25 protein-coding genes are annotated in these 24,771 nt (G+C 62.9%); 12 read left to right on the top strand and 13 right to left on the bottom strand.

Annotated features, from left to right (window positions below):
* Positions 1-130: 130 nt before the first annotated feature.
* Positions 131-358, top strand: coding sequence for a hypothetical protein (locus BM338_RS13825; protein ID WP_090451602.1), 228 nt, complete (start codon positions 131-133; stop codon positions 356-358).
* A gap of 67 nt (positions 359-425) precedes the next feature.
* On the opposite strand, the gene BM338_RS13820 is transcribed toward BM338_RS13825, so the two are convergent.
* The 5 genes from BM338_RS13820 to BM338_RS13800 form a co-directional block, all read right to left on the bottom strand.
* Positions 426-1,331: a LysR family transcriptional regulator gene (locus BM338_RS13820; RefSeq protein WP_090451600.1), complete on the bottom strand. Its 906-nt coding sequence runs from the start codon at positions 1,329-1,331 to the stop codon at positions 426-428.
* 53 nt (positions 1,332-1,384) lie between these two features.
* Positions 1,385-1,948 (bottom strand): DUF924 family protein, encoded by a 564-nt coding sequence (locus BM338_RS13815; RefSeq protein WP_090452538.1) that lies wholly within the window; start codon positions 1,946-1,948, stop codon positions 1,385-1,387.
* 11 nt (positions 1,949-1,959) lie between these two features.
* Positions 1,960-2,229, bottom strand: a complete 270-nt coding sequence (locus BM338_RS13810) for a hypothetical protein (RefSeq protein ID WP_090451596.1) — start codon at positions 2,227-2,229, stop codon at positions 1,960-1,962.
* 15 nt (positions 2,230-2,244) lie between these two features.
* Positions 2,245-3,621: an aldehyde dehydrogenase family protein gene (locus BM338_RS13805; RefSeq protein ID WP_090451594.1), complete on the bottom strand. Its 1,377-nt coding sequence runs from the start codon at positions 3,619-3,621 to the stop codon at positions 2,245-2,247.
* Positions 3,622-3,686: 65 nt separating this feature from the next.
* Positions 3,687-4,460 (bottom strand): SDR family oxidoreductase, encoded by a 774-nt coding sequence (locus BM338_RS13800; protein ID WP_090451591.1) that lies wholly within the window; start codon positions 4,458-4,460, stop codon positions 3,687-3,689.
* 250 nt (positions 4,461-4,710) lie between these two features.
* Here BM338_RS13800 and BM338_RS13795 point away from each other — a divergent pair, with 250 nt between their 5' ends.
* Positions 4,711-5,529 carry a TIGR04325 family methyltransferase gene (locus tag BM338_RS13795; protein ID WP_177229347.1) on the top strand — a complete coding sequence of 273 codons (819 nt, stop codon included), beginning with the start codon at positions 4,711-4,713 and terminating at the stop codon, positions 5,527-5,529.
* Position 5,530: 1 nt separating this feature from the next.
* Here BM338_RS13795 and BM338_RS13790 read toward each other — a convergent pair whose 3' ends face one another.
* Positions 5,531-6,316, bottom strand: coding sequence for an SDR family NAD(P)-dependent oxidoreductase (locus tag BM338_RS13790; protein WP_090451587.1), 786 nt, complete (start codon positions 6,314-6,316; stop codon positions 5,531-5,533).
* 308 nt (positions 6,317-6,624) lie between these two features.
* Between BM338_RS13790 and BM338_RS13785 the strand changes: the two genes are divergently transcribed.
* The 7 genes from BM338_RS13785 (at position 6,625) to BM338_RS13755 (ending at position 11,877) form a co-directional block, all read left to right on the top strand.
* A complete protein-coding gene (locus tag BM338_RS13785; RefSeq protein WP_090451585.1) occupies positions 6,625-6,936 on the top strand; it encodes a hypothetical protein in 312 nt (103 codons plus the stop codon).
* Between the two features lie 3 nt (positions 6,937-6,939).
* Positions 6,940-7,302: a GntR family transcriptional regulator gene (locus BM338_RS13780; RefSeq protein WP_090451583.1), complete on the top strand. Its 363-nt coding sequence runs from the start codon at positions 6,940-6,942 to the stop codon at positions 7,300-7,302.
* Positions 7,299-8,156 (top strand): ABC transporter ATP-binding protein, encoded by an 858-nt coding sequence (locus tag BM338_RS13775; protein WP_090451581.1) that lies wholly within the window; start codon positions 7,299-7,301, stop codon positions 8,154-8,156. The genes BM338_RS13780 and BM338_RS13775 overlap by 4 nt, the downstream gene beginning before the upstream one ends.
* Positions 8,153-9,121, top strand: coding sequence for a hypothetical protein (locus BM338_RS13770; protein WP_090451579.1), 969 nt, complete (start codon positions 8,153-8,155; stop codon positions 9,119-9,121). The genes BM338_RS13775 and BM338_RS13770 overlap by 4 nt, the downstream gene beginning before the upstream one ends.
* 60 nt (positions 9,122-9,181) lie before the next feature.
* A complete protein-coding gene (locus BM338_RS13765) occupies positions 9,182-9,859 on the top strand; it encodes a YggN family protein (RefSeq protein ID WP_090451577.1) in 678 nt (225 codons plus the stop codon).
* A gap of 167 nt (positions 9,860-10,026) precedes the next feature.
* Positions 10,027-11,292, top strand: coding sequence for a serine hydrolase domain-containing protein (locus BM338_RS13760; protein WP_090451575.1), 1,266 nt, complete (start codon positions 10,027-10,029; stop codon positions 11,290-11,292).
* A gap of 18 nt (positions 11,293-11,310) precedes the next feature.
* A complete protein-coding gene (locus BM338_RS13755; protein ID WP_090451573.1) occupies positions 11,311-11,877 on the top strand; it encodes a YggN family protein in 567 nt (188 codons plus the stop codon).
* A 75-nt stretch (positions 11,878-11,952) separates the two neighbouring features.
* Here BM338_RS13755 and BM338_RS13750 read toward each other — a convergent pair whose 3' ends face one another.
* On the bottom strand, positions 11,953-13,338 hold the full coding sequence (locus BM338_RS13750; protein ID WP_090451571.1) for a class II fumarate hydratase: 1,386 nt from the start codon (positions 13,336-13,338) through the stop codon (positions 11,953-11,955).
* Positions 13,339-13,476: 138 nt separating this feature from the next.
* Here BM338_RS13750 and purB point away from each other — a divergent pair, with 138 nt between their 5' ends.
* On the top strand, positions 13,477-14,844 hold the full coding sequence (purB, locus tag BM338_RS13745) for an adenylosuccinate lyase (protein WP_090451569.1): 1,368 nt from the start codon (positions 13,477-13,479) through the stop codon (positions 14,842-14,844).
* Positions 14,845-14,903: 59 nt separating this feature from the next.
* On the opposite strand, the gene gstA is transcribed toward purB, so the two are convergent.
* Complete coding sequence (gstA, locus tag BM338_RS13740) at positions 14,904-15,524, bottom strand: glutathione transferase GstA (RefSeq protein WP_090451567.1); 621 nt, start codon at positions 15,522-15,524, stop codon at positions 14,904-14,906.
* Positions 15,525-15,664: 140 nt separating this feature from the next.
* On the opposite strand from gstA, the gene BM338_RS13735 reads away from it, so the two are divergent.
* A complete protein-coding gene (locus BM338_RS13735) occupies positions 15,665-16,030 on the top strand; it encodes a winged helix-turn-helix transcriptional regulator (RefSeq protein ID WP_090451565.1) in 366 nt (121 codons plus the stop codon).
* A 129-nt stretch (positions 16,031-16,159) separates the two neighbouring features.
* Here BM338_RS13735 and cysK read toward each other — a convergent pair whose 3' ends face one another.
* Positions 16,160-17,101: a cysteine synthase A gene (gene cysK, locus BM338_RS13730; RefSeq protein WP_090451561.1), complete on the bottom strand. Its 942-nt coding sequence runs from the start codon at positions 17,099-17,101 to the stop codon at positions 16,160-16,162.
* 86 nt (positions 17,102-17,187) lie between these two features.
* The gene (cysG, locus tag BM338_RS13725; protein ID WP_090451559.1) at positions 17,188-18,657 is read right to left on the bottom strand and encodes a siroheme synthase CysG; all 1,470 of its coding nucleotides are present in this window, start codon (positions 18,655-18,657) and stop codon (positions 17,188-17,190) included.
* Between the two features lie 359 nt (positions 18,658-19,016).
* Between cysG and BM338_RS13720 the strand changes: the two genes are divergently transcribed.
* Positions 19,017-20,018: a LysR substrate-binding domain-containing protein gene (locus tag BM338_RS13720; protein ID WP_090451556.1), complete on the top strand. Its 1,002-nt coding sequence runs from the start codon at positions 19,017-19,019 to the stop codon at positions 20,016-20,018.
* A gap of 540 nt (positions 20,019-20,558) precedes the next feature.
* Here the strand turns inward: BM338_RS13720 and BM338_RS13715 are convergent.
* From BM338_RS13715 to cysI, 3 genes are read right to left on the bottom strand one after another with little or no spacing between them, the layout of a single operon-like run.
* Positions 20,559-22,316, bottom strand: a complete 1,758-nt coding sequence (locus BM338_RS13715; RefSeq protein WP_090451554.1) for a bifunctional sulfate adenylyltransferase/adenylylsulfate kinase — start codon at positions 22,314-22,316, stop codon at positions 20,559-20,561.
* 41 nt (positions 22,317-22,357) lie between these two features.
* Positions 22,358-23,080, bottom strand: a complete 723-nt coding sequence (locus tag BM338_RS13710; RefSeq protein WP_090451552.1) for a phosphoadenylyl-sulfate reductase — start codon at positions 23,078-23,080, stop codon at positions 22,358-22,360.
* Positions 23,077-24,771, bottom strand: coding sequence for an assimilatory sulfite reductase (NADPH) hemoprotein subunit (gene cysI, locus BM338_RS13705; RefSeq protein WP_090451549.1), 1,695 nt, complete (start codon positions 24,769-24,771; stop codon positions 23,077-23,079). Before cysI ends, BM338_RS13710 begins: the two co-directional genes overlap by 4 nt.

Genomic DNA, 24,771 nt, shown 5'->3' with positions numbered 1-24,771 from the left:
GCCAAGAGACGATCACCCTACGCCCCTATTCCTACGCCTTGGCCGCCCCCCCATACACCATTCGGCATGTGTACTCCGCCCGCGCTCCTTGCTCTAATCCGCGACTACCTTCCTGCATGAGGGCCCGGCCATGCAGCTTAAAACACCGATGCACTGCGTCAGCGGAAACTTCCGCCCCGACGGTGATGTTTACGCGAACCTCGAACACGATGCGGCGGCAGCGCACGCGATCTTTGCGGCGCTGGATCGTTCCATCGATATCGGGCTCAGTAGCGACGCCCGAATGATCATCGACGCCTATCGACGGGCGCTGATGAACAGTGCCAATGACCTGATGTGGAAGTGGGGCTATCAGTAGAAGCTATCTGCTTGTATGCGGCGTACTTGGACTTGCCGATCAAGCAGACGGCCTCTTGTTGGCCAGCTCAAGACTCCAGATGCGGTCGCATCAAAGCTCCGAACCACTCAATGAATGCATTGAGTCGGTGCGAGCGCTGCCGCCTGTGGGAATAGATCAATGACACTGGCATCGACGCTGCGCGGAAGTCTGGCATCACCTCCACCAACCGCCCTGCGTCGAGCAGATGCTGTACGTCGTAGCGGGGAATCTGGATCAGCCCCAGTCCGGCGAGGCAGCAGGCGATATAGCTCTCTGCATTGTTGACGACAACGCGGCTGGGCATGGCGTCGAGATGTTCGCCATCCGCTGCCATGTATTCCCACGGCAGCTCCCGTCCGCTGGTGGATGAGGCATAGCCGATGGCGTGATGGCCCTTGGCTAGATCCTTCGGTGTGGCGGGTATCCCGTTGTCGCGGAGGTAGGCCGGGCTGGCGCAATTGATCAGGGTGATACGACCGAGCGGGTGCACCACCAGCCGGCTGTCATGCAAGGTGCCGATGCGCACGGCGCAATCGACGCCCTCCTGCACGAGGTCGATGGCGTGGTCGGTGGAGCCGAGCATCAATTGCAGGCGCGGGTAGCGGCGCAGCAGCCCGGGCAATGCCGGCGCAATAAGCCGCCGGGCGATGCGGCTGGGCGCATCCACGTTGAGGCGCCCGACCACCTTGCGCTGATGGGCGAGAAACATCTGCTCGATGTCTTCCGCCTCCGCCAAGAGTTGCCGCGCGCGCTCCAGCAGCTGCTCGCCATCCGCTGTTACACGTACCTGACGGGTGGTTCGATGTAGCAGCCGCACACCCATGCTCGCTTCCAGTTGCTGGATAGCAGCGGACACCGAGGCACGCGGCAGTTCCAGCGCGTTGGCGGCGCGAATAAAGCTGCCCATCTCGGCAACCTGGATGAAAAGGCGGTACTGGGCGAGTCGGTCCATGGCTTCTCTTTATACCGTTGCACGCGCGAAGGGGCTGTTCGGCATGCTTCTGATCATCCCGCAAAACCGCCTTGATCGAGAAAGGCCTGCTCCTCAGGGGTGCTTGTTCGCCCCAGCAGCGGGTTGCGATGGGGAAAGCGGCCGAAGCGCCGGATGATCTCCTGATGACTCTGGGCATGCGCCAGCCATGGCTGCCCCAGTTGCGCATTGAGCGCCACCGAAAGCGCCTGATCGGCGACATCTTCCGAGTGCGCAAAAGGCAGGCAGAAAAACAGCCGCAGGTCGGGATCGACGGCGGCCATGTAGCTCCTGGCCAGAGCGGTGCGGGCAAAAGCACGCGCCAAGCCATCGGTCGCGTACATGCGGGCCGTACCGCGAAAGGCATTGCGGGGAAACTGATCGGTCAACAGAAGCAACGCCAGTGACCCAAGGGGTGATGCCTGCCAGCCATTCAGTGCGTGCCCGGCTGTGGCCTCGTAAGCACTCAGGAAGCGCTCTCGGAATCGCCGATCAAAGGCCGAGTTCTTCGCGAACCATAGCCCTGGCCCGGCGTTACGCCAGAACGTCACGACATCCGAGGGTGCAGTCCGGCAAGCGGTACCCGCCTGGAACTTCATTGCCGCCAGCATTACGAATGACCAAAGTGCCAGGCGGCCACCGCCGCTACGGCTGCAGGGATCGCAAACACGATCAGTAGAACCGGCAGCTCATCACGCACGCTATAACCGGCATGGCTCACGCCCACCCAAAGATTGACGAGGGAAACCACCAGCCACACGGGCACGAACACCTTGGCGGCCAGCGCCAGTGCAGCGGCATCGTTACCCCATAGGCTGCCAAACCATAGAAAGGTCACCAGCAACAACAGTCCGCCGCTCACCACCATGAGTGTGTGCATACCCGCTAGCTCCGCTCAGGAAAAAACACTCAAGCTCTTGGCGATGTCCTTGCCGGCATACGGCGGAAACACATCGAGCTCGACATCGGGGTTGCCGATCAACATCGCCTTGGTATTGCTCAGTGCGTCGAAACCGGCTTTGCCGTAGTACTTACCCATGCCGCTATTCCCCACCCCACCAAACGGCAAGCTGTCGATCCAGCAATGCAGGTTGGTCTGGTTCACGCAGCCGCCACCGAAAGACAGGCTGTGCAGCACATAGTCGATGTGCTCCTGGTTCTTGCTGAAGATATAGGCGGCGAGCGATTTCGGCTTGCGCTTCATGATCTCTACGATTTCGCGCAGGTCGCTGTACGGCATCACTGGCAACACTGGGCCAAACACTTCCTGTTGCAAGGCCGGATCGTCCCAGCTGGATGGATAGAGAATGGTTGGCTCGACGTAGCGCGCCTTGATGTCCGAGCGCCCGCCCAGCACGACTTTCTCCGGCAAAATATAAGAGGCCACGCGCTCGGCGTCATGCTCGCTGATCATGCGCGCGAAGTCCGGACTCTGTTGCGGGTCGGCGCCATACATCCGGATCACCGACGCCTTCAACCGCTCGAGAAAGGCTTCCGCCACGCTCTCATGCACATAGACGTAACCCGGCGCGATGCACCACTGCCCGGAGATGGCGTTGTGCCCCCACGCAATGCGGTCGGCGGCGATATCCAGATTCGCTGTTTCATCGACGATGGTCGGATTCTGCCCGCCAAGCTCGAGGATCACCGGCGTCAGGTATTCGGCTGCCGCACGCATCACCACCTTGCCTACCGCCGAACTGCCGGTGAAGAAGATGAAATCGAAACGCAGCTTCAGCAAGTCGGCAATCTCTTCGCGCCCGCCGGTCACCGCAGTCACATTTTCTGGTTTGAAGTACCGCGGCACATACTTCTGGAACAGCGCCGCGGTGGCTGGCGTGGTATTCGCTGGCTTCAGGATCACCGTATTGCCCGCCGCCAGCGCGGCGATCGCGGGATCCAGCAACAGCAGGATGGGTGCATTGAATGGGCCGATCACCAGCGTGACGCCATACGGCTCCTTCAGGATCACGCCGCGATTGCCGGTTTCTTCCAACCCTTTGGGAATCGGTACGGGCTGTGGCGCCATCAACTCCCGCAGATTGTCGCGGTAGTACTTGATGACACCGGTCGGCACCGTGATCTCGAACAGTTGCTCGAACACTGGCTTGCCGAAGTCCTGGTAGAGCGCAGCGCAGAATTCGTCCCGACGCTCCTGCAGCATGCGCTCCATGGCATCGAGCTGTTCGATGCGCCATTCGTAGGACTTGGTGATGTCACTGCGAAAGTGCGATTGCTGTACATCGAAGATCGACTGGAATCGATTGTCCATGACGATGTGCTCCGTGGATGGGAGCGCGACCTCGAATAGCTCGCGGCCGCCTCCATAACAAGCCACTACTTGGTGGTGTAGCCGCCATTGATAAGGATGGTCTGGCCAGTGATCCACCAGCCATCACTCACCAGATGGCGAATGAACGGCACCACGTCCTGGATATCGGTCAGGCCGGTTTTGCTGAAGGGCGAAAGCGCGGCGGCCGTCTTGTGATAAGCCACGGCATCCGCGCCCTCGGCCGGGTAGAAGAATGGCGTATCCATCGGCCCCGGCCCCACGGCGGTCACGGAAATACCGCGTGCGCCAAACTCTTTGGCGGCCGCGCGGGTGAAGTGCTCCACCGGCGCCTTGGTGCCGGCATAGGCGGCATAGAACGGCGTGAACGCACCAAGCAGCGAGGTCACCAGGGTCACGATCTTGCCGTTGTCGTTGAGGTGCTTGCCAGCCTCGCGCAGAAAGAAGAACGCGGATTTGGAATTCACCGCCGTCATCTCGTCGTATTCCGCTTCGCTGATTTCCGTAAACGGCTTCTTGAGCACCTTGCCGACCGTGTTGATGGCGATATCCGGCCGGCCTACGGCTGCGACGGCGTCCGCGAATAGCTTCTCGACGGCGCCCGCGGTGGTCAGGTTGGCCTGCAACGCCACTGCCTTGGCGCCTGTGGCCTGGATCGCGGCAACCGTGTCATCAGCGTCCGCCTTGCTGCCCGCGCTGTTGTAGTGGACAGCCACCGCCTTGGCGCCCTGCTGCGCCAGATCGCGGGCGATCAGCCCGCCGAGATTTTTGGCGCCACCGGCGATGAGTACGGTTTTGCCCTTGATCGAATGGTCTGCCATGACAGTCTCCTCGTATGCGTGTGGCGAAGACTCGAGTTTAGGCAGCCGGCCCCGCGTGATCAGCCGCGCCGGGCTGGATGGACTATCCAGAAAAACAGCGCAATCCCCGGCCGCATGCATCGGCTCAGCATGCGAAAACCATCAGGCCTATGCCACCTGGTCAGCCCACGCCCGCCAAGTGTCGGATGGCGCCGCCCATGGTCGTGCCGTAGTAAATGCCCCATAACCGAAGCGAAACAGGGCTATGGACATGCAGTCGACCATGCGCGCCGTGCGCGAGCACGTATCCACGCTGCCCGGTGTGCGGCATTACCTCAATGCCAGTTACAGACGGCGCTTCTTCGCACACACCTCGCTGACCCACAACATGTATCGAGGGGTCTACCCAAGCTTTGCGGAGGCCCTGTCCAGCGTGCCCACCTCCCGCGCCTCGGGCTATGACAATCCACCCTCGGCCGAGCTGTATCGGGAACGCACGCGGCGCGTCTATCTCAACGACTATCCCATCATGCTGTGGCTGTCGACCTTCTTCGAAAGCGGCAGCACTTCCGTGTTCGATCTCGGAGGGCATATCGGCATCGCCTACTACGCCTATCAACGCTATGTGCGCTACCCAGCGGCACTGCGCTGGCTAGTGCATGACGTACCCGCGGTGACTGTCGCTGGTAGAGCCTGGGCGGAAAGCAACGACGAACAGCATCGGCTCCACTTCACCGACCGCTCCGAAGAAGCGAGCGGCGCGGACATTCTGTTCGCCGCCGGATCGCTGCAATACCTCGATTACACGCTGGCGGATTTCCTCAGCAAGCTGCCGCGCGCGCCCCGTCATTTGCTGCTCAACTCCGTGCCGATCCATATGAGCGCGTCGTACTTCACCGTGCAGAACATGGGCACCGCGTGCTGCCCTTACCGCATCACCGCCGAGCGCGAGTTCATCCACAGCCTGAAGACTCTTGGTTATGGGCTAAAGGATCGCTGGGAAAATCAGCAACGCAGCTGCCTGATCCCGTTCCATCCGGATCACTCGCTCGACCGCTATTTCGGCTTCTGCTTCAGCCGCGACGAATAACTTAGATCACCGACGTCTTGCCGCCATCCATCGGAATCACCGCGCCCGTCACGTAACTGGCCAGCGACGAGGCGAGGAACAGCGCCACGTTGGCAACCTCCTCCGGCTCGGCGACACGTCCCATGGGGATGCTGGCAACCTGTGCGGATAGCAGCTCCTCCACGGCACGTCCGCTGGCGCGTGCGGAGGCCTGCAACCCTTCCTGCATGCGTCCGGTGCGAGTGATGCCAGGATTGATCACGTTAACCCGCACACCCTTGTCGGCATACGCCGAGGCATAGCCGACCGACGCCAGCATCAATGCGGCATTGGCTGCGCCGCCGCCGATGTGCACAGGATTGGCCTGGCGTCCACCCTGCCCCACCACGTTGACGATGGCGCCTTTGCCGCGCGTCGCCATGCGACGGATCACCGGATCGATCGCGTGCATGTATGTGAAGTACTTGGCCTGCATCGCGGCGTGCACTGCCTGCGCATCCAGCTCGGACGGCGGTGTCCGTCGCGCGGCGCCGGCGCAATTCACCAGCACTTCGATCGGGCCGTGATCGTCTTCAATGCGCTCCATCACCATCTGCGCCGCCACACTGTCGCTCAGGTCGGCCGGCTCCACGTGGATGTGCAGGCCCAGCGCCTGCAGCTCGTGTTTGGCCGTATGCAGATGTTCGGACGAGCGAGAGATACCGATCACGATCGCCCCCTCACGGGCGAAGGCGGCCGCGCAGGCCAGGCCGATGCCTTTGCTGGCGCCGGTGATCACCACGACACGACCGGTCAGGCCGAAATCCATGCAGTCGCTCCTTGTGAGTGAACCCGCTTATTGAAGCAGAAGCGGCGCGTTGCGGCCGTGACGAGGTGATGCCTGTCATGCGCGACAGCTGATGTGCGGCCCTGCCGGCCACTAAACCCCAGGCGCAGGATGCGCATCGAAGGCAGGACCGCCCATGGCAATGCCGCCAGGGCCGTCTCTAGCCAGGCCCGCCGCCGTATAGGCCATCAGTCATGTTGCGAATTTCCGGATCGCCTATTGACGGGCTCAACTATGGTGTTATAGTTCACTACAACACCGGTCCACGAGGTCACTACAGGAGTATCGCCATGAAAGCACCGAACCTACTCGCTCTGACTGCCGCCGCGCTGTTCACTACGGCCGGCCTGCTCGCCATCAACTCCAACGTCAAGGCCGTCCCCGTCAGTGAAATCAACGGTGCGAAGGTCATCAACCTGGCCCCGATTGAAGTGCGTCCCACTGCCGAAGACCTGCGCGCCGCCGCCCTGTTGGCCGATGCCAGCATCGCCAGCTTCGCGGTCTCCGCCGCCGCCGACAGCCGTGCCAGCCTGCTCGGTGCCCAGCTGGCCATGCCCTACTATTCGTTTGGCACCACGCTCGGCCGTATCAGCAAGGAATAACGTATGACCATTACCTGGAACGACAGCGTCCCGATCTACCGCCAACTGCGCGAGCGCGTCGTGGCGATGATCCTGGACGGCGCCTTGAACGAGGGCGACCCGCTGCCGTCAGTACGCCAGGTTGCTGCGGATTTCCAAATCAATCCGCTCACCGTGTCCAAGGCGTACCAGGAACTGGTCGACGACCAACTAGTGGAAAAAAGGAGGGGGTTGGGCATGTTTGTTATCGATGGAGCCCGCGAGGCGTTGCTGAAGTCCGAGCGCGAACGGTTTCTGCGCGAAGAGTGGCCGACCCTGTACGCCCGGCTACAACGCCTCGGCCTGGATCTGAAGACCCTCATGCGTGAAACGGAGAGCCAGTCATGAACGCGGTGGTCACAGCCAGCGGCCTGAACAAGCGCTACAAGAACACCACCGCGCTGGATCACGTCAGTTTCCAGATCCAGCCCGGCCGCATAGTGGGCCTGATCGGTCCCAACGGGGCCGGCAAGACCACCGCATTGAAGGCCATCTTGGGCCTGACCGATTTCCAGGGCCACCTGAGCGTGCTTGGCTTCGACCCGCGCACGCAGCGCGACAAGTTGATGGAGCAGGTCTGCTTTATCGCCGACGTCGCCGTGCTGCCGCGCTGGATCCGTGTACGCGAGGCGGTCGATTTCGTCGCCAACGTGCACCCGCGCTTCAACCGCGCCAAATGCGAAGCCTTCCTGGCGCGCACCAAGCTCACGCCCAACCAGCGCGTGAAGCAGATGTCCAAGGGCATGATCGTGCAACTGCACCTGGCCCTGGTAATGGCCATCGATGCCCGCCTGTTGGTGCTGGACGAACCCACGCTCGGCCTGGACATTCTCTATCGCAAGCAGTTCTACCAGAGCCTGCTTGAGGATTACTTCGACGAGAACAAGACCATCATCGTCACCACCCACCAGGTGGAAGAGATCGAACACATCCTCACCGACCTGATGTTCATTCGCGACGGCAAGATCGTGCTGGATGCGGACATGGAGGCCGTGGGTGACCGCTTTGCCGAGGTGATGGTAAGCGCGGACAAGGCTGATACCGCCCGCCAGATGAAACCTCTGGATGAGCGCCAGGTGTTCGGCAAGAGCATCTTCCTGTTCGACGGCGCGGACCGCGCGACGCTGGAGGCCATGGGCGAAGTGCGCCGCCCATCAGTCAGCGATCTGTTCGTCGCAACGATGAAAGGGACCTACGCATGAAAACCTTCTATTGGCTCGTCAAGCGCGAGTTCTGGGAAAACCGCGGTGGATTCCTGTGGGCGCCGATCGTTACCGGCGTAGTCTTTCTGGTCCTCAACATCATGGCCATCATCGCGGCCGAAGTGGTTGGCGCCCGGCATGGCGGTTTCCATATCGGCGGCAACAATCTGCAAGACCTGATCGCCAACGCCGATGCCAAGGACATGCAGCAGATCGGCGCAGGCCTGGACATCGTCATGGTGTCTGCGATGGGCCTGATCAGCTTCGTCACCGGCATCGTGGTGCTGTTCTACTGCCTCGGCTCGCTGTACGACGACCGCCGCGACCGCAGCGCGCTGTTCTGGAAGTCACTGCCGATCTCCAATACCAGCACGGTCCTTTCGAAAGTGGCGAGCGCCGTGTTCCTGGCCCCGATCATTGCCGTCGTCGTGGGTATCGTCATCGGCATCGTGCAGCTGGTGATCTTTTCCCTGGTGCTCTCCATGCACGGCGTCAACGTATGGCAGCTGCTCACGCTGGCCCATCCTTTCCGCGCCATCGGTTCGCTGCTCAGCTCGATTCCGCTCTATGCACTGTGGGCCGCGCCGGCTGTCGGCTGGCTGATGCTCTGCTCCGCCTGGGCACGCAGCAAGCCCTTCCTGTGGGCCGTGGCAGTGCCGGTGGTCGCAGGCCTGATGGTGACCTGGTTCGGCATCATGGGGGTGTTCAACCTTCCCGCCGCATGGTTCTGGATCAACATCGTGGCGCGCTCCCTGTTCAGTGTGTTCCCGGGCACGCATCTCGCCGCCGGCAATTACTCGCTAAATGCTGCCGACCTGAGCGAAGCGCATAACCCGCTGGTCCTCATCTCGCCGGCTCATACCTATACCGCGCTGGCTTCGCCCAACTTGTGGATCGGTGTTGCGGCAGGCGTCGCCCTGATCGCTGGCGCCATCTGGTTCCGCCGGGTACGCGACGACAACTGATCAGGGTTCTCTTCGTAGCGGCCACGACTATCTCATCCAGCACTGACAGGGAGGCATTCCATGAAGCACCGCTCGATCACCTTCGGCCTGCTGGCTGCGGCTCTCAGCCTATCGCTGACTGCTTGCGGCCAGCCCAATCACGCCGACACCAACACCGGAGCCACCAGCGGCGTGGCCGACGCGATGAAGGAAGTACAGCAGCAGACCTCGCCATCGGTTATCGGCGCCGAGGTGCAAAAGGGTATCGACCAGGCCAAACGCGAATTGGTCAGCAAGGACATCGACGTCAACAGCGTGCATCTCGACAACGGCCATCATCGCGACACCAGCAATCTGCCCAAGGCGGTCATCACGCCGCAGAACGACCTGGTGATCGCCGGCAAGACGGTGCCAGCCACATCCGAGCAGCACACGATGTTGGCGGACTACCGCCAGCACATCATCGGCATCGCCGAGGCCGGCATGGATATCGGCGCCAGCGGCGCCAACCTCGGCATGGCCGCCGCCAAGGAAGCGATCTGGGGAGCCCTCCTCGGCCAGAGCGACAAGGAAGTCGAGGCGCGTATCAAGCCGCAGACCGCGCAGATCAAGGCCGCCGCCCTGAAGCTCTGCAAGCGCATGCCCGACCTGCTTGCCTCACAGCAGAAGCTCGCCGCGGCGATGCCGGAGTTCCACCCCTACGCCACCATGACGCAGCAGGACGTCGACGACTGCGGCAAAAACGTCGACAAGGATTGACCAGGGACCTGACGGCGCTCAACCGCCGGCAAGCCGCGGTGACTTGCCAGCCAGCAACACCCCGTTGTGCCAGCCGGCGTCTCCGCACGGAAGCGGGACGCCGGCGCGGCCTTGCTCTATAACCGAGTGTCGTTCCGCTAGCCGTCCACCATGCACCTGGGGGTTCCATGGTTTCGTCCAGTAGGTTTTCGTCCGCTTGCAAACTGCTGCTGGGCAGCTGCCTACTCATCGCCGCCGCTCATGCCGAAGACGCGACTCCTGCCCGATTGCGCGGAGAAGCGCTGGACAAGGAAGTCACCCGCCTGATGCAAGCCGCGCACGTGCCTGGCCTGGCCCTGGCGGTGATCGAGGACGGCAAGATCGTGCACCTGCGTGCCTACGGCTTGCGCGACGTCGAGAAGCAGCTGCCGCTGACCACGGACACGGTGATGTACGCCGCCTCGATTACCAAGGCCGCCTTCAGCTACAGCGTGATGACCCTGGTCGATCAGCACCGGCTGGACCTCGATGCCTCGATCGCGAGCCTATTGCCCAAGCCGCTGCCTGAGTACGCCAAGTACGCCGATCTGGCCGACGATCCGCGCTGGCGCAAGATCACACCGCGCATGCTGCTCAGTCATAGCGCCGGCTTCGCCAACTTCCGCTACTGGCCGCCGGATGGCAGCGGCTATGACCCGAACGGCAAGCTGAAGATCTACGTAGAGCCAGGCAGCCGCTTTGCCTATTCCGGCGAAGGCATCAACCTGATGCAGTTCGTGCTGGAGAACGGTGCGGGCATCAACGTTGCCACGCTGATGCAGAAGCAACTGTTCGACCGCTTCGGCATGCGCCGCAGCAGCATGACTTGGCGCACGGACTTCGCCGACAACCTGGCGATCGGTTACGACGAGAACGGCAAAGCGCTGGGCCACAAGCAGCGAGAATCCGTACGCGCGGCCGGTTCGTTGGACACCACCATCAACGACTACGCCAAGCTGCTGGCCGGCATGGTGCGCGGCGACGGCCTCAGTGCGAAAACGCATACCGAGTGGCTGAAGCCAGAGCAGCGCATCCGTTCGGTGCAGCAGTTCCCTACCCTGGATACGGCCACGACCACCGACAACGATGGCATCAAGCTCGCCTATGCCCTTGGGGTGGCGGTCTACCAATCACCGCAGGGGCCGGCGTGGGTCAAGACCGGTCACGATGACGGCACCAACAACCTCGCACTGTGCCTGCAGAAGTCGCGCGATTGCGTGCTGATCATGAGCAACAGCTCCAACGGCGAGGGCATCTACACCTACCTGATCGATGCCGTGCTTGGGCCGACCTGCTACCCGTGGTTCTGGGAAAACGATATTCCTTATGATCATCCGGAATGGCGCAGTCCAGAGGCACGCAAGCAGCCTCATCCAGCCTGCGAAGCGCCACAGCGACAATCACCCGCCCCTTGAACACACGGAGTATCCAGGATGTCACCAACTCGCCTGATTTGCGCACTTACCCTGGTTGGCCTGGTAGCCGGCTGCGGGAATGATTCGAGCCAGTTCAACGTCAGCACCTCGGGCTTCAGCAGCATCGCCGATGGCCACATTATCGTGCGCGATGGCGTGGTGACTTTGCATCGCGACAACGCACCGAATGCGGTCATTCATGCGAACGGCGACCTGCTGATCGACGACAAGGCCGTCGCCATCGACGCGACTCAACGCGAGTTGTTGAAGCGCTACCAGCAGAACGCGGTCGCCGTGCGCGAGCACGGTGTCGCCACCGGCAAGGCGGGCGCCGCTGTCGCTGGTGCGGCGATCAAGGGTGCGGTCGATAGCGTCACCAGCGGCGACTCGAAAGAGATCGACAAGCAGGTGGATGCCCAGGCGAAACAGGTCGATCTGGAAGCGGCCAAGATCTGCGAGGACCTCAAGGGTGTCCAGCTCGCCCAAGACCAGCTCGCCGCTAGCCTCCCGGCTTTCAAACCCTATGCGGGAATCCTTCGTGAAGACGACGACGAAGATTGCAAGAAAGAAAGCAAGGACAGCTAAGCCTGATCCCTTCTCAGATTCCACTGAGCGCGGCGACAACGGCTGACGAAGCAGCCGTTGCCATCGGGATGCCAGTCAGCCCGCGTCGTGGATACCGCCTTTAGTCAGCGCCATCGGGTCCAGCAGCTTCTTCAGTTCGTCCTTCGACAAACCCGTGGTCTCAAGCGCTACATCCATGATCGGCCGCTGTTGCTTATAAGCCTGCTTCGCCGTAGCCGCACCCTTCTCGTAACCGATCACCGGATTGAGCGCGGTGACCAGGATGGGATTCTTGTCCAGCGCTTCCTTCACCCGCGCCGTGTTGACCTTGAAACCGGCGATCGCCTTGTCGGCCAGCAGGTGGCTGACGTTGGCAAGGATGTCGATGGACTGCAGCAGGTTGTGCGCGATCAGCGGCAGCATCACATTGAGCTGGAAATTGCCCGACTGGCCGCCGATGGTGATCGCCGCGTCATTGCCGATTACCTGCGCCGCCACCATCGCGGTGGCCTCCGGAATCACCGGATTCACCTTGCCCGGCATGATCGACGAGCCGGGCTGCAGCGCGGGCAATTCGATCTCGCCCAGACCAGCGAGCGGACCTGAGTTCATCCAGCGCAGATCATTGGCGATCTTCATCAAGGCCACCGCCAGCGCCTTGAGCTGACCCGATAGCTCCACCGCCGCATCCTGCCCCGCCATACCTTCGAAATAGTTGGGTGCCGAATCGAAGCGCACACCGGTGAGTTTCTTCAGTTCGCGCGCCACGGCCGGGCCGAACTTCGGATCGGCGTTGATACCCGTGCCCACAGCGGTGCCGCCTTGCGGCAGGCGACGCATCCGTTTGAGGCTGTCTTCGATGCGCTCGATGGCCGAATCGATCTGCGCCGCCCAGCCGGACAGCTCCTGACCGAACGTCACTGGCATCGCGTCCATCAGATGCGTGCGGCCGGTCTTGGGCGCGTTCTTCAGTTCGCGCGCGCGACGTTCGATGGTTTTCTTCAGATGCTTCAGCGCCGGTAGCAAGTGCTCGCTGGTGGTGAGCGTGGCGCTGACGTGAATGGCGGTGGGAATCACGTCGTTCGAGCTTTGCCCGTAGTTGACGTGATCGTTGGGATGCACCTTGGTGCCAGCCTTGGCGGCGAGGTGCGCGATCACCTCGTTCGCATTCATATTGGTGCTGGTGCCGGAGCCGGTCTGGAACACGTCGATGGGAAACTGGTCGTCGAACTGGCCGTCGGCCACCGCCAGCGCGGCCTTGCGGATGGCCGCCGCCTGCCCCTTGCGCAGATAGCCGAGGGCCAGATTGGCCTCCGCCGCCGCCGCCTTGATCAGCCCCAGCGCGCGGATAAAGGGCCGCGGCAAATGCAGGCCGGAAATGGGGAAATTGTCGACGGCGCGCTGGGTCTGCGCGCCGTACAGCGCATCGACCGGGACTTTCAGTTCGCCCATGCTGTCGTGCTCGATGCGGTACTGGCTCATGCAGGATTCCTTGGATGGTGAGACCTGCCGGCGACTATAGGCCGGCTTTCGTTAGAGTCGTGCCAAAGGCCACGCTGGCCGCGGGGTCCCGGCGCCTGTTGTAAAATGCCTGCTTTCCCTGCTCCGGAACACCTCTCGATGTCCTCCCATGCCCTGACCGCCCTGTCGCCGCTGGACGGCCGCTACGCCAGCAAGGCCGAAGCGCTGCGCCCGATCTTCAGCGAGTTCGGCCTGATGCATCGCCGCGTGCATGTGGAAATCGAGTGGTTGCTGGCGCTCGCCGCCGACAACGGCATCGCCGAGCTGCCGGCGTTCTCGCCGGCCCAGGTAGCCCAGCTCAAGGCCATCGCCGCCAACTTCAGCGTGGACGACGGTGCACGCATCAAAGCCATCGAAGCCACCACGAATCACGATGTGAAGGCGGTGGAGTACTTCATCAAGGAGCGCATCGGCAACGACGCCGCACTGGCCCAGGCCAAAGAGTTCGTACACTTCGCCTGCACTAGCGAGGACATCAACAATCTCTCGTACGCGCTGATGCTGCGCGACGCGCGCGAACAGGTGCTGTTGCCTGCGTTCGACCGCATCATCGCCAAGCTGCGCGAAATCGCCCACACCAACGCCGCGCTGCCGATGCTCTCGCGCACGCATGGCCAGACCGCCTCGCCGAGCACGCTGGGCAAGGAAATCGCCAACGTGGTGGCACGCCTGGAGCGCCAGCGCAAACAGCTCGCCGCATTGGAAGTGCCCGGCAAGATCAATGGCGCGGTCGGCAACTACAACGCGCACGCCATCACTTATCCGGAGCTGGACTGGCGCGCTTTCTCGCAGCGCTTCGTGGAAAGCCTGGGCCTGGACTACAACCCCTACACCACCCAGATCGAACCGCACGACGGCGTGGCCGAATACTGCGACGCTGTGCGCCGCGCCAACATCATCCTGATCGATCTGGCGCGCGATATCTGGGGCTATATCTCACTGGGCTATTTCAAGCAGACCTTGAAGGCCGGTGAAGTCGGCTCCTCGACCATGCCGCACAAGGTCAACCCGATCGACTTCGAGAATGCCGAAGGCAACTTTGGCCTGGCCAATGCCCTGCTCGGCCACTTCGCCGAGAAGTTGCCAATCAGCCGCTGGCAGCGCGATCTCACCGACTCCACCGTGCTGCGTGCGCTCGGCACCGCCTTCGGTCACACGCTGGTGGCATTGGAATCGCTGCAAAAAGGCCTGGGCAAGCTGACCGTCAATGCCGACCGTCTTGCCGCCGATCTCGACGCCAGCTGGGAAGTGCTGGCCGAAGCCGTGCAGACCGTGATGCGTCGTTATGGTTTGCCGGAGCCGTACGAGCAGCTCAAGGCGCTCACCCGCGGCCAGGGCATCACCAAGGATTCCATGCACCAGTTCATCACCGGGCTCGATCTGCCCGCGGATGCGAAGCAGCGTTTGCTGGAGCTCACACCGGGTGGCTACATCGGCCTGGCCGAGCCGTTGGCGCGCGATATCTGATCGCCGCCGTTTCACCACTGCAATAAAGAAGGGGCGCACAACTGGCGCCCCTTCCTGTTTTAGGCCGCTGCCTTCTTGGTCAGGCCTTCCGCTTCGAGTGCTGCCTGCACCGTGGGGCGCGCGGCGACGCGCTGCTGAAAATCCAGCAGTGCCGGGAACTCGGAAAGATCGAGTGCAACATGCTTGGCCCAGTTGGTCACGGTGAACAGGTAGGCATCGGCCACTGTGAAGTGATCGCCTATCAGCCACGGATGCTTGGCCAGGCGCTGCTCCAGCAGGCGGTAGCGCTTACGCAGGTATTCCTTGCGCTCTTCGCGCACCACGTCGGGCGTTTCTGGCTTGAACAACGGCGAATAGCTCTTGTGCAATTCGGAGTTGATATAGCCAAGCATCTCCTGCAGGCGGTAACGCGCCGACGTGCCATTCGCCGGGGCAAGCGCGCTTTCCGGCTTCAAGTCGGCGAGGTATTGCACGATGGCCGGCCCCTCCGTCAGCAGCTCGCCGTTATCGAGCGCCAAGGCCGGCACGTAACCCTTCGGGTTGATCTGCCAGTAATCCTGATCGCTGGCGGTGCGCTTGGTCTTGTTATCCACCTTCTCCAGTTCGACCGGGATACCGGCCTCCAGTGCAACGATATGTGGCGACAACGAACACGCGCCCGCGGCGTAATAAAGCTTCATGGCAATGCTCCAGGTGAGGGATGGACGGAAAGCTCCGACATGCTAGCCATGCATGGTTACTCTTGGATACCACCTAACCATGGGTAACCCGTAAAATGCAGTAACCGGTGAGTTACCGGTTTCACATCGGATCAACGTTTATGGGCCTGCCTGTACGCAAGAGCAAAGTCGCGCCACCACCCGCCTGCCCGCTCAGCGAGGTACTGAGCCTGCTGCGCGGCGCGTGGGCACCCAACGTGGTTTGGCAGTTGAGCGGCGAAGCCCGCCGCTTCGGCGAACTGCGTCATGACATGCCGAAGATTTCCGCCCGCGTATTGAGCGCACGCCTGCGCGAACTGGAATCCCGGGGCCTGGTGACGCGAAAGCTGCTGCGCACCTCACCGCCTTCGGCCGAATACACATTGACGCCTCTGGGGCGCGAGTTGCTGCCGGCTATCGACGCGCTGGCCACCGTAGGCCGGAAGCTGATCACCGAATGGGAAGCCCTGCCGCATAGGGGCAGATAGGTCCAGGGCAATCTTCGTTGCGCAGCAGCTTTGCTACGGCATCATCCCGGTGCAGACCGGGATGATGCATCTGGTATTCGTACGCACCAGGATCCAGTGCCCATCGATTCCTTATGAAAGTGCCGCCCGTCACTCCACCTCGTCCGACCCTTCGTTAACCCCTTCGAACAAGAAGGTGGACAGATAACGCTCACCGGTATCGGGCAGCATCGCCAACAATACCGAGCCTTGCTCAGCATCCTTCGCCACCTGCAAAGCGGCCGCCAGCGTCGCGCCAGCCGAAATGCCGACGAAGATGCCTTCCTTCTGCGCCAGTGCACGCGAGGTATCGCGCGCCACCACATCATCGACCGGCAGGATCTCGTCAGCCACCTTGCGATTGAGCACGGCGGGCACGAAGTCCGGCGTCCAGCCCTGGATCTTGTGCGGCTGCCATTCCTTGCCGGAGAGCAGCGCGGCGCCGGCCGGCTCGCTGGCGATGATCTTCACCTCTGGACGCGCCACTTTCAGCACTTCACCCACACCGGTCAGGGTGCCGCCGGTGCCCCAACCCGTGACGAAGTAATCGAGCCGGCGGCCGGCGAAGTCGCGCAGGATTTCCGGGGCCGTGGTGTTGCGGTGGTATTCGGGATTCGCCGGGTTCTCGAACTGCCGCGCGAGGAACCAGCCATTCTTTTCGGCCAGTTCGGCCGCCTTGCGCACCATGCCGCTGCCGCGCTCCGCTGCAGGCGTCAACAACACTTTGCCGCCGTACGCGCGGATCAGTTTGCGGCGCTCGATAGAAAAGGTCTCGGTCATCACCGCCACGAAGGGATAGCCGCGCGCCGCGCACACCGCCGCCAGCGCCACACCGGTATTACCGGAGGTCGCCTCGACCACGGTCTGGCCGGGCTTGAGCGTGCCGCGGCGTTCGGCATCCAGGATGATCGCCAGCGCAAGACGATCCTTCACCGAGCCGGCGGGATTGAAAGCCTCTACTTTCACGTAAAGCTCGACATGCTTCGGCGCCAGGCGATGCAGCTTGACGATGGGGGTGTTGCCGATGGTGTCGAGAATGCTGTTGTAGATCATGGGTCGCTCCAGGGAACCGGAAGGGGGATACCAGAAGAAAATGGGCGCGGGCGATAGTGCGCCTGCGCCGGTAAACGGATTGTTTGTCAGGCGCGGCGCGCCGTCACCCCCGCCAAGGGACGTAGCCTCACCGGCTCACGGTGAAGACGGCGACTATCCGCGGCGTCTTCCAGCGGCGGCTCGCCAAACCAGGCCAGCGACGAAGCCAGCGCCGCCACTTCACCCAGAATCAGCAAAGCTGGCGAACGTACCTGATGGGCCTCTGCGCGCTCCGCCAGATGCGCGAGCGTCCCCGTCACCACGCGCTGCTCCCTTCGCGATCCGTTCTCGACCAGGGCAAACGGCGTCGCCGCCGCGCGTCCGTGCTCCAGCAACTGCTGCTGCAGTACGCCCAACTCGCTGACGCCCATATAGACCGCCAGCGTCTGCCGCTCCTGCGCCAACGCCGCCCAATCCAGCGTGTCGTGTGAACCCCGGCAATGTGCGGTCACGAAACGCACCGACTGCGCATGCTCGCGATGGGTCAAGGGAATGCCGGCATAGGCCGCGCAAGCGAGCGCGGCAGTGATGCCGGGCACGACTTCATAAGCAATGCCATGCGCACGCAAGAATTCCAGTTCCTCGCCGCCGCGCCCGAACACGAACGGGTCGCCGCCCTTGAGGCGTATCACGCGCCGGCCTGCCTTTGCGTGTTCGAGCATCAACGCATGGATATGCTCTTGTGTCGCGTGATGATTGCCGGCCTGCTTGCCGACTTCGATGCGCTCGGCATCGCGGCGCGCCAACGCAAGCACCTCCGGACTGACCAGCCGGTCATGCAGGATCACGTCCGCCTCGTTCAAGGCGCGCAGGCCGCGCAAGGTAAGCAGACCCGGATCGCCCGGCCCAGCCCCCACCAGCACTACTGAACCGTTGACATCGGTCGCGTTCGTCGCCAGCACATGCTCCGCTTCGGCCTCGGCCAGTGCGGGCTGTCCGCGCCGCAGAAACTGCAGCACCGGCCCAGTAAACAGCCGTTCGTAGTAAGCGCGTCTGGCGCGAAGATCCGGTAACTGTTCGCGGATGCGCTTGCGCAGGCGGGACGCCAGCGTGGCCAGCGATCCCAATGCGGGATCGAGCAGTGTTTCCAGCCGCTCGCGCAGCAGACGCGCAAGCACCGGTGCATCACCGCCGCTGGAAATCGCCACCGTCACCGGCGAGCGATCCACTATGGCCGGTACATGGAAACTGGACAGCGCTGCATCGTCCACCACATTGACGAACAAACGGCGCTGTTCGCCCAGCGTTGCGATACGCCGATTGAGATCGGTATCCCCGGTGGCGGCGATCACCAGCCATGCCTCGTCCAGCCAGTGCTCCTCAAAATGGCCCTCCCTTAGAACGATGCGGCCGGCAGCGGCCAAGGCGCGCAGCGCGGGCGAAGCCGATATCGCACCGACGACAACCGACGCACCGGCCTCCAGCAGCGCAGCCGCCTTGCGCTCACCGACCGCGCCACCGCCAACCACCAGCACAGACCGTGCGGCGAGATCGGCGAACAAGGGATACAGCTTCATGGACGGGCGGACTCCAACGGGTATATGCCTTTAAGGCGGCCATCTCCACGCTAGGCAGCCCCCATGGGTCGCGCAAATGATTTATGCCCTGCCCCATATGCCGCCGGGTTATGTACCCCATCGCAAAATGCAACGAATTCCCGCGCCATCGTTGACGCGATCATTAAATGGATGTATAGACGTCTAAATCATGCCTACTGAAACGATCATCGCCCTGCGTGCAACTCCGGCCCTGCTCCAGACCAAGGCCGGCCTGCTGGCGATGAACCCGTTCTTCCAGGCACATGCCAACATGCGATGTACCCCTGCCGCGGACCCGAGCCTGACCACTACTCACGCCCGCCCACGGATGCTTTCGCATGACCCTGACTCAATTGCGCTATCTCGTCGCCATCGCCGACGCCGGCCTTAACATCACCCTCGCCGCCGAACGCGTACACGCCACCCAGCCTGGACTCAGCAAGCTGCTCAAGCAGCTCGAGGATGAACTCGGCTTCCAGCTGTTCCACCGCAAAGGCCGCAGCCTGGATTCGATCACCCACGCCGGCAGCCATGTACTGGAACGCGCCCGCGCCATCCTGGCCGAAGCCACCAACATCCGCTCCATCGCCGCCAACCTGCGCAACGAATCGCGCGGCAGCCTGCGCATCGCCACCACCCATACCCAGGCACGCTTCGCACTACCTGCGGCCGTCGCCGCGCTCAGCCGCCAGTACCCGCAAGTCAGCGTGCACCTGCAACCGTCCGCCGATGCGGAAGTGATGGGCTTGCTGGAAGGCGGCCACGTCGACCTGGCCATCGTCAGCACCGCCGGCGCCACACCACCCGCCACCGGCATCGCCCTGCCAGCCTATCGCTGGAACCGCGTGGTGCTTGCTCCCCAGCAACACCCACTCGCCAACCTCGGCCGCCCACCCAGGCTGGACGAACTCGCCGCCCAACCCCTGATCAGCTACGACTCCTCACTCAAGGCGACTTCATCGCTCAGCCGCGCCTTCCACGCCGCCAACCTGCACCCGCAGATCGCCATGACGGCCAGCGACGCCGACCTGATCAAAACCTACGTCCGCGCCGGCCTCGGCGTCGGCATCCTCGCGGAAATGGCATTGCTTCCAGCCGACAGCGCCGACCTGCGAGCACTCTCCGCCGACCACCTATTCCCACCCTGCACTACCTGGATCGTACTCAGGCGCGAAAGCGTCCTGCGCGAATACACCCTCGAATTCATCGGACTATTTGCACCCCACCTGGAACGGCGCGCAGTCAGTCGATTGCTGGCAAGCACCGGCACCTCAGCCACGCATTGGCCGGCCATACCGCATTGGCGCGAACGGGTGGCAGTGAGTGCGGATGTGGATTGAACGGTAGGAGCCCACTCTGTGGGTGATCGCTCGTCGGAATCGCCCGCGTGCATGATTCGCGCACAAGGTGCGCTCTTACCTGTTGCCGATAGCAGCGTTATCCCGAGCACCCATTACCCCTCCCCAACCCTCCCCTGCAAGCAGGGGAGGGAGCAAGAGCTTTTTTGGTGAGGAGGTGACAATCCGGCACGGAAGAACGCCGTCCCAACGCCTGACACTGGAAAAGGCGGAGCTACAAAGCACACTGCCTGCTCTTCAGGCCATTTCTCTTTGGTTACTTTCTCTTTGGGCCAGCAAAGAGAAAGTGACTCGGACCGCGGCAGCGGTTCGAAAGCCCGCCGCAGGCGAGCCAGGGCACGCAGACGCGACAACCGAGCGATAACGCCACTGGATGACCAGCTTCGCTGTTAAAAAACGCCTCCGGCCTTCGCCGGAATGACGAAGTAGGAGCGGTGAACCGAGCACCCGCCCCTCACCCCAACCCTCTCCCCAGAGGGGAGAGGGAGTGAGAGCCTGCCATGACGAGAAGGAGCAAAGAGCTCAAACCGCCAACAATCCCCGCTTCCTCAACAGATCAAGAATATGCCCCGCCAACACCGCGGGCACTGCCCCATCCCCATCCACCCGCAACTCCGGCTGCTCCGGCACCTCATACGGATCACTGATCCCAGTGAAATGCGCAATCTTCCCAGCACGCGCCTGCGCATAAAGCCCCTTGCGATCCCGCGCCTCGCACACCTCCAGCGCCGTCGCCACATGGATCTCGATGAAGTCGCCATGCGCTTCAACCAGCCCACGCGCATCCGCGCGCGCATCGGCATAAGGCGCAATCGGCGCACACACCGCAATGCCACCATGACGCACGATCTCGCTGGCGACGTAGCCGATACGCGTCACGTTGGCTGCGCGATCCTCGCGTGAAAAACCCAGGCCACGCGATAGATGCTTACGTACTTCATCACCATCCAGCACCGTCACCGCACGACTGGTGTGCTCCAGCAACTGCGCTACCAGGGCCTGAGCAATAGTGGACTTACCCGCCCCAGACAAACCGGTAAAGAACAGCGCGAAACCTCGCGGCGCCTGCGCCGGATGACGCTCGCGCAGGATTCTCACCACCTCGGGAAAAGAGAACCATGAAGGAATCTCGCTACCCTCATGCAGATGCCGGCGCAGCTGGGTGCCCGAGATATCGCGTACGTCGTCGTCGGCCGCCACTTCGGTCGCCGGCACATAGGTGTCGCGATTGGCGGCGTAAACCATGGCCGGAAACGGTACAACCTGGATGCCCAGCTCGGCCTGATAACGCTCCAGCAACTGCTGCGCCTCCAACGGACCGTAGAACGGCTTGCCACTGGAATCGTTACCGGGACCCGCATGATCGCGTCCCACGATGAAATGGCTGGCGCCGTAGTTCTTGCGGATGATCGCGTGCCATATCGCCTCGCGCGGGCCGCCCATGCGCATGGCCAGCGGCAGCAGCGACAGCTTGGCGCTGTCTGCGGGGTACTGCGGCAGGAGCGCGCGGTAGCAGCGCACGCGCGTGTAGTGATCCACATCGCCCGGCTTGGTACGGCCTACTGAGGGCTGGATCAGCAGCTTCGCACCGACCTTCTGCGCGGCACGCAAGGTCAATTCGCGGTGCGCGCGATGCATCGGGTTGCGCGTCTGGAAGGCGACGATGCGGCTCCAGCCATTCGCCTCGAACCACGCGCGCAGATTGCGCGGGGTGTCGCGTAATTCAGCGAAGTCGTAATGCACCGGCGGCTGGATGCCGCGCAGGCGGCCACCGAGATAGACCGGCCGCGTGCGCTCCAGCAACTCGGCCACGCCGGGATGCGTGTGGTCGAGCGTGCCGAAGACCTGCTGCGCCTCATGGGCAAGATCGGGACGGTAGATGTCCTGCACTTCCAACACCGCCAACGGCACACCCTGTACGTCGCGCAGAGCGATTTCACTGCCGGCCGACAACGACGCGGCGAACTCCTCGCTCACATCAAGCGTGATCGGGATGGGCCATAGCGTGCCATCGGACAGCCGTAGTTCGTCGACGACGCGACGGTAATCGGCCTCGCCAAGAAAACCCTCCAACGGTGAAAACGCGCCGTTGAGCAACAGCTCCAGATCGCATAGCTGGCGGGTGTTGAGATCGAGTGCCGGCAGGTTCGCGCTGCGCTGCTTCAGCGCGTCGGCTTCGGTTTGCGGCAGGTAGAGGTCTTTGAGCGTGCCGCCGTGAGGCGGGATCAATACGTCTTCTTCAAACGCAGGTTGGATCGGGGCGAGTGCACTCTGGCTCATGATGGTTTCTTTGTGATCGGGGTGATAGCGACAAGGGCGGCTTACGCGAGGCTGTGCAGTCCGCACTCGCGTTTGAGACCGAAGAAACGGGTGTCCTCGGCATCCATGCCGGGCTCCCAGCGACGGGTGGTATGGGTATCGCCGATGGAGATGTAGCCCTGCTCCCATAGCGGGTGGTACGGCAGGCCATGCCGTTGCAGGTACTGGCCCACGTCGCGATCGGTCCAGTCCGCGATGGGGTGGCATTTCCAGCGCTCGCCGCGGCGCTCGATGAAACCGATGCTTTCGCGGCTGCGCGATTGCTGGCGGCGCAGGCCGGCGAACCAGCTGCCGACGCCGAGCTCGGTCAGCGCGCGCTGCATCGGCTCGACCTTGCGCAACTGGTTGTAGCGATCGAGGCCGTCTACGCCCTGCTCCCACAGTCGTCCGTGACGTGATTCCATCCATGCCCGGCTCAGGGAAGCGCGGTAGACCTTGAGATTGAGCGACAGCCGCGTGGCCAATTCGTCGATGAACTGATAGGTCTCCGAAAACAGATAGCCGGTATCAATCAGCACCACCGGTATATCTGGACGCTGCTGCGTCACCAGATGTAGCGATACGGCGGACTGCGCACCGAAGCTGGAAGACAACATGTGATTGCCCGGCGTGTGTTCCAGCACCCAGGCCACACGCTGCTCCGTGCTTTGCTCACCTAGCCAAGCGTTCAACGCGGCCAGCGCCTTCGGCTCATGCTTCGCTTCCTCCAGCGTGACGTCGCTCATACGGTCACCTCGGCCGGAATGCGCCGCGACGCAACGGGTGCGACGACACCGGTACGCAACAGGAAATCGCCGAAGTGCTCGCCCTGCCCGCGCTCGCTGGCGTAACGGGCGAACAGCTGATCGAGCGTGGCTAGGATGGTGTCCTCGTCCACGTTTTCCCGATAAACCTGATTGAGCCGCTGGCCGATAAAGTCCGCGGCCAGGCGCAGGTCGTAGCGGCCCGGTCCGCGACCGACCAAGGCGATCTCGCCGAGATAGGGGCGCGAGCAGCCGTTCGGGCAACCGGAGATGCGCAGCAGGATCGGTGCATCGGACAAACCGTACTCGCCGAGCAGCGCCTCTACCTTATCCAGCAAATGCGGCAGATAGCGCTCGGCCTCGGCCATCGCAAGGCCACAGGTCGGCAAGGCGACGCAAGCCACGGCGTGGCGACGGATGCCGCTGTGCTGGCGGTAACCATCGAGGCCATGTGTGCGCACGATCTCGTCGATGCGCGCGCGTTCTTCGTCGCGCACGTTAGCCACGATCACGTTCTGGTTGCAGGTAAGGCGGAAGTCGCCCTGATGTACCGTGGCCAGCTCGCGCAAACCGGTCAGCCAGCGGCGCTCGCCGACATCGGCCAACCGACCGGACTCGATCTGCAAGGTCAGGTGCCAGCGACCGTCATGGCCCTCGGTCCAGCCGTAGCGATCGCCGTTATGGTCGAAGCGGTACGGGCGCTCGGCTTCCAGCGCGAAACCAAGTCGCGTTTCCAGCTCAGCCTTGAAAGCATCCACGCCGCGATGGTCGAGCGTGTACTTCAGGCGCGCATGCTTGCGCTCGCTGCGATTGCCCCAGTCGCGCTGCACGGCAACGATAGCCTCTGCCGTGGCGAACAGGCGCTCCGGCGGCACGAAACCGATCACTGTAGCCAGGCGCGGATACGTCGTGGGATCGCCATGCGTCGCACCCATGCCGCCGCCCACGGCGACATTGAAACCGAGCAACTCACCATGCTCGATGATCGCGATCAGACCGAGATCCTGCGCGAATACATCTACATCGTTGAGTGGCGGAATGGCCAGGCCGATCTTGAATTTGCGCGGCAGATACGTAGCGCCGTACAGCGGCTCGTGCTCAGGCTCACCGACCAGGGCTTCGCCGTCCAGCCAGATCTCGTGGTAAGCACGCGTGGTCGGCGCCAGCCCGTCGGAAAGCCTGGCCGCCCATGCGAAGGCAGCCGCATGGGCGCCGGTCTCCACCGGGTTCGGCGTGCTAACCACGTTGCGCACCACGTCTCCGCAGGCGGCGATGGTGCTGGCCAAGGCCTCGTGGATGGCGGCGATAGTCGGCTTGAGCTTGCGCTTGATGATGCCGTGCCACTGGAAGGTCTGCCGCGTGGTGATGCGCAGCGTGCCGTTGGCGTACTCACGCGCCAGGCGATCGAATACCAGCCATTGCGCAGGTGTCACCACACCGCCGGGCAGACGTGCGCGCAGCATGAAGGAGTAAGCCGGCTCCAGTTTCTGGCGGCGCCGCTCGTCGCGCAGGTCGCGGTCGTCCTGCTGATAGCTGCCGTGAAACTTGAGCAGCTTGCCGTCGTCGTCGCTGATCGCACCAGTAACCGGGTCACGCAGGCCTTCGGCAATCGTGCCGCGCAGAAAGCGGCTGTCGGCCTTGATGCGTTCGAAATCGGAAAGCGGGCTGCTCAT

The organism is Dyella sp. OK004 (assembly GCF_900114495.1).
Taxonomy (GTDB): domain Bacteria; phylum Pseudomonadota; class Gammaproteobacteria; order Xanthomonadales; family Rhodanobacteraceae; genus Dyella_D.
This window is presented reverse-complemented; position numbering and strand designations above follow the sequence as displayed.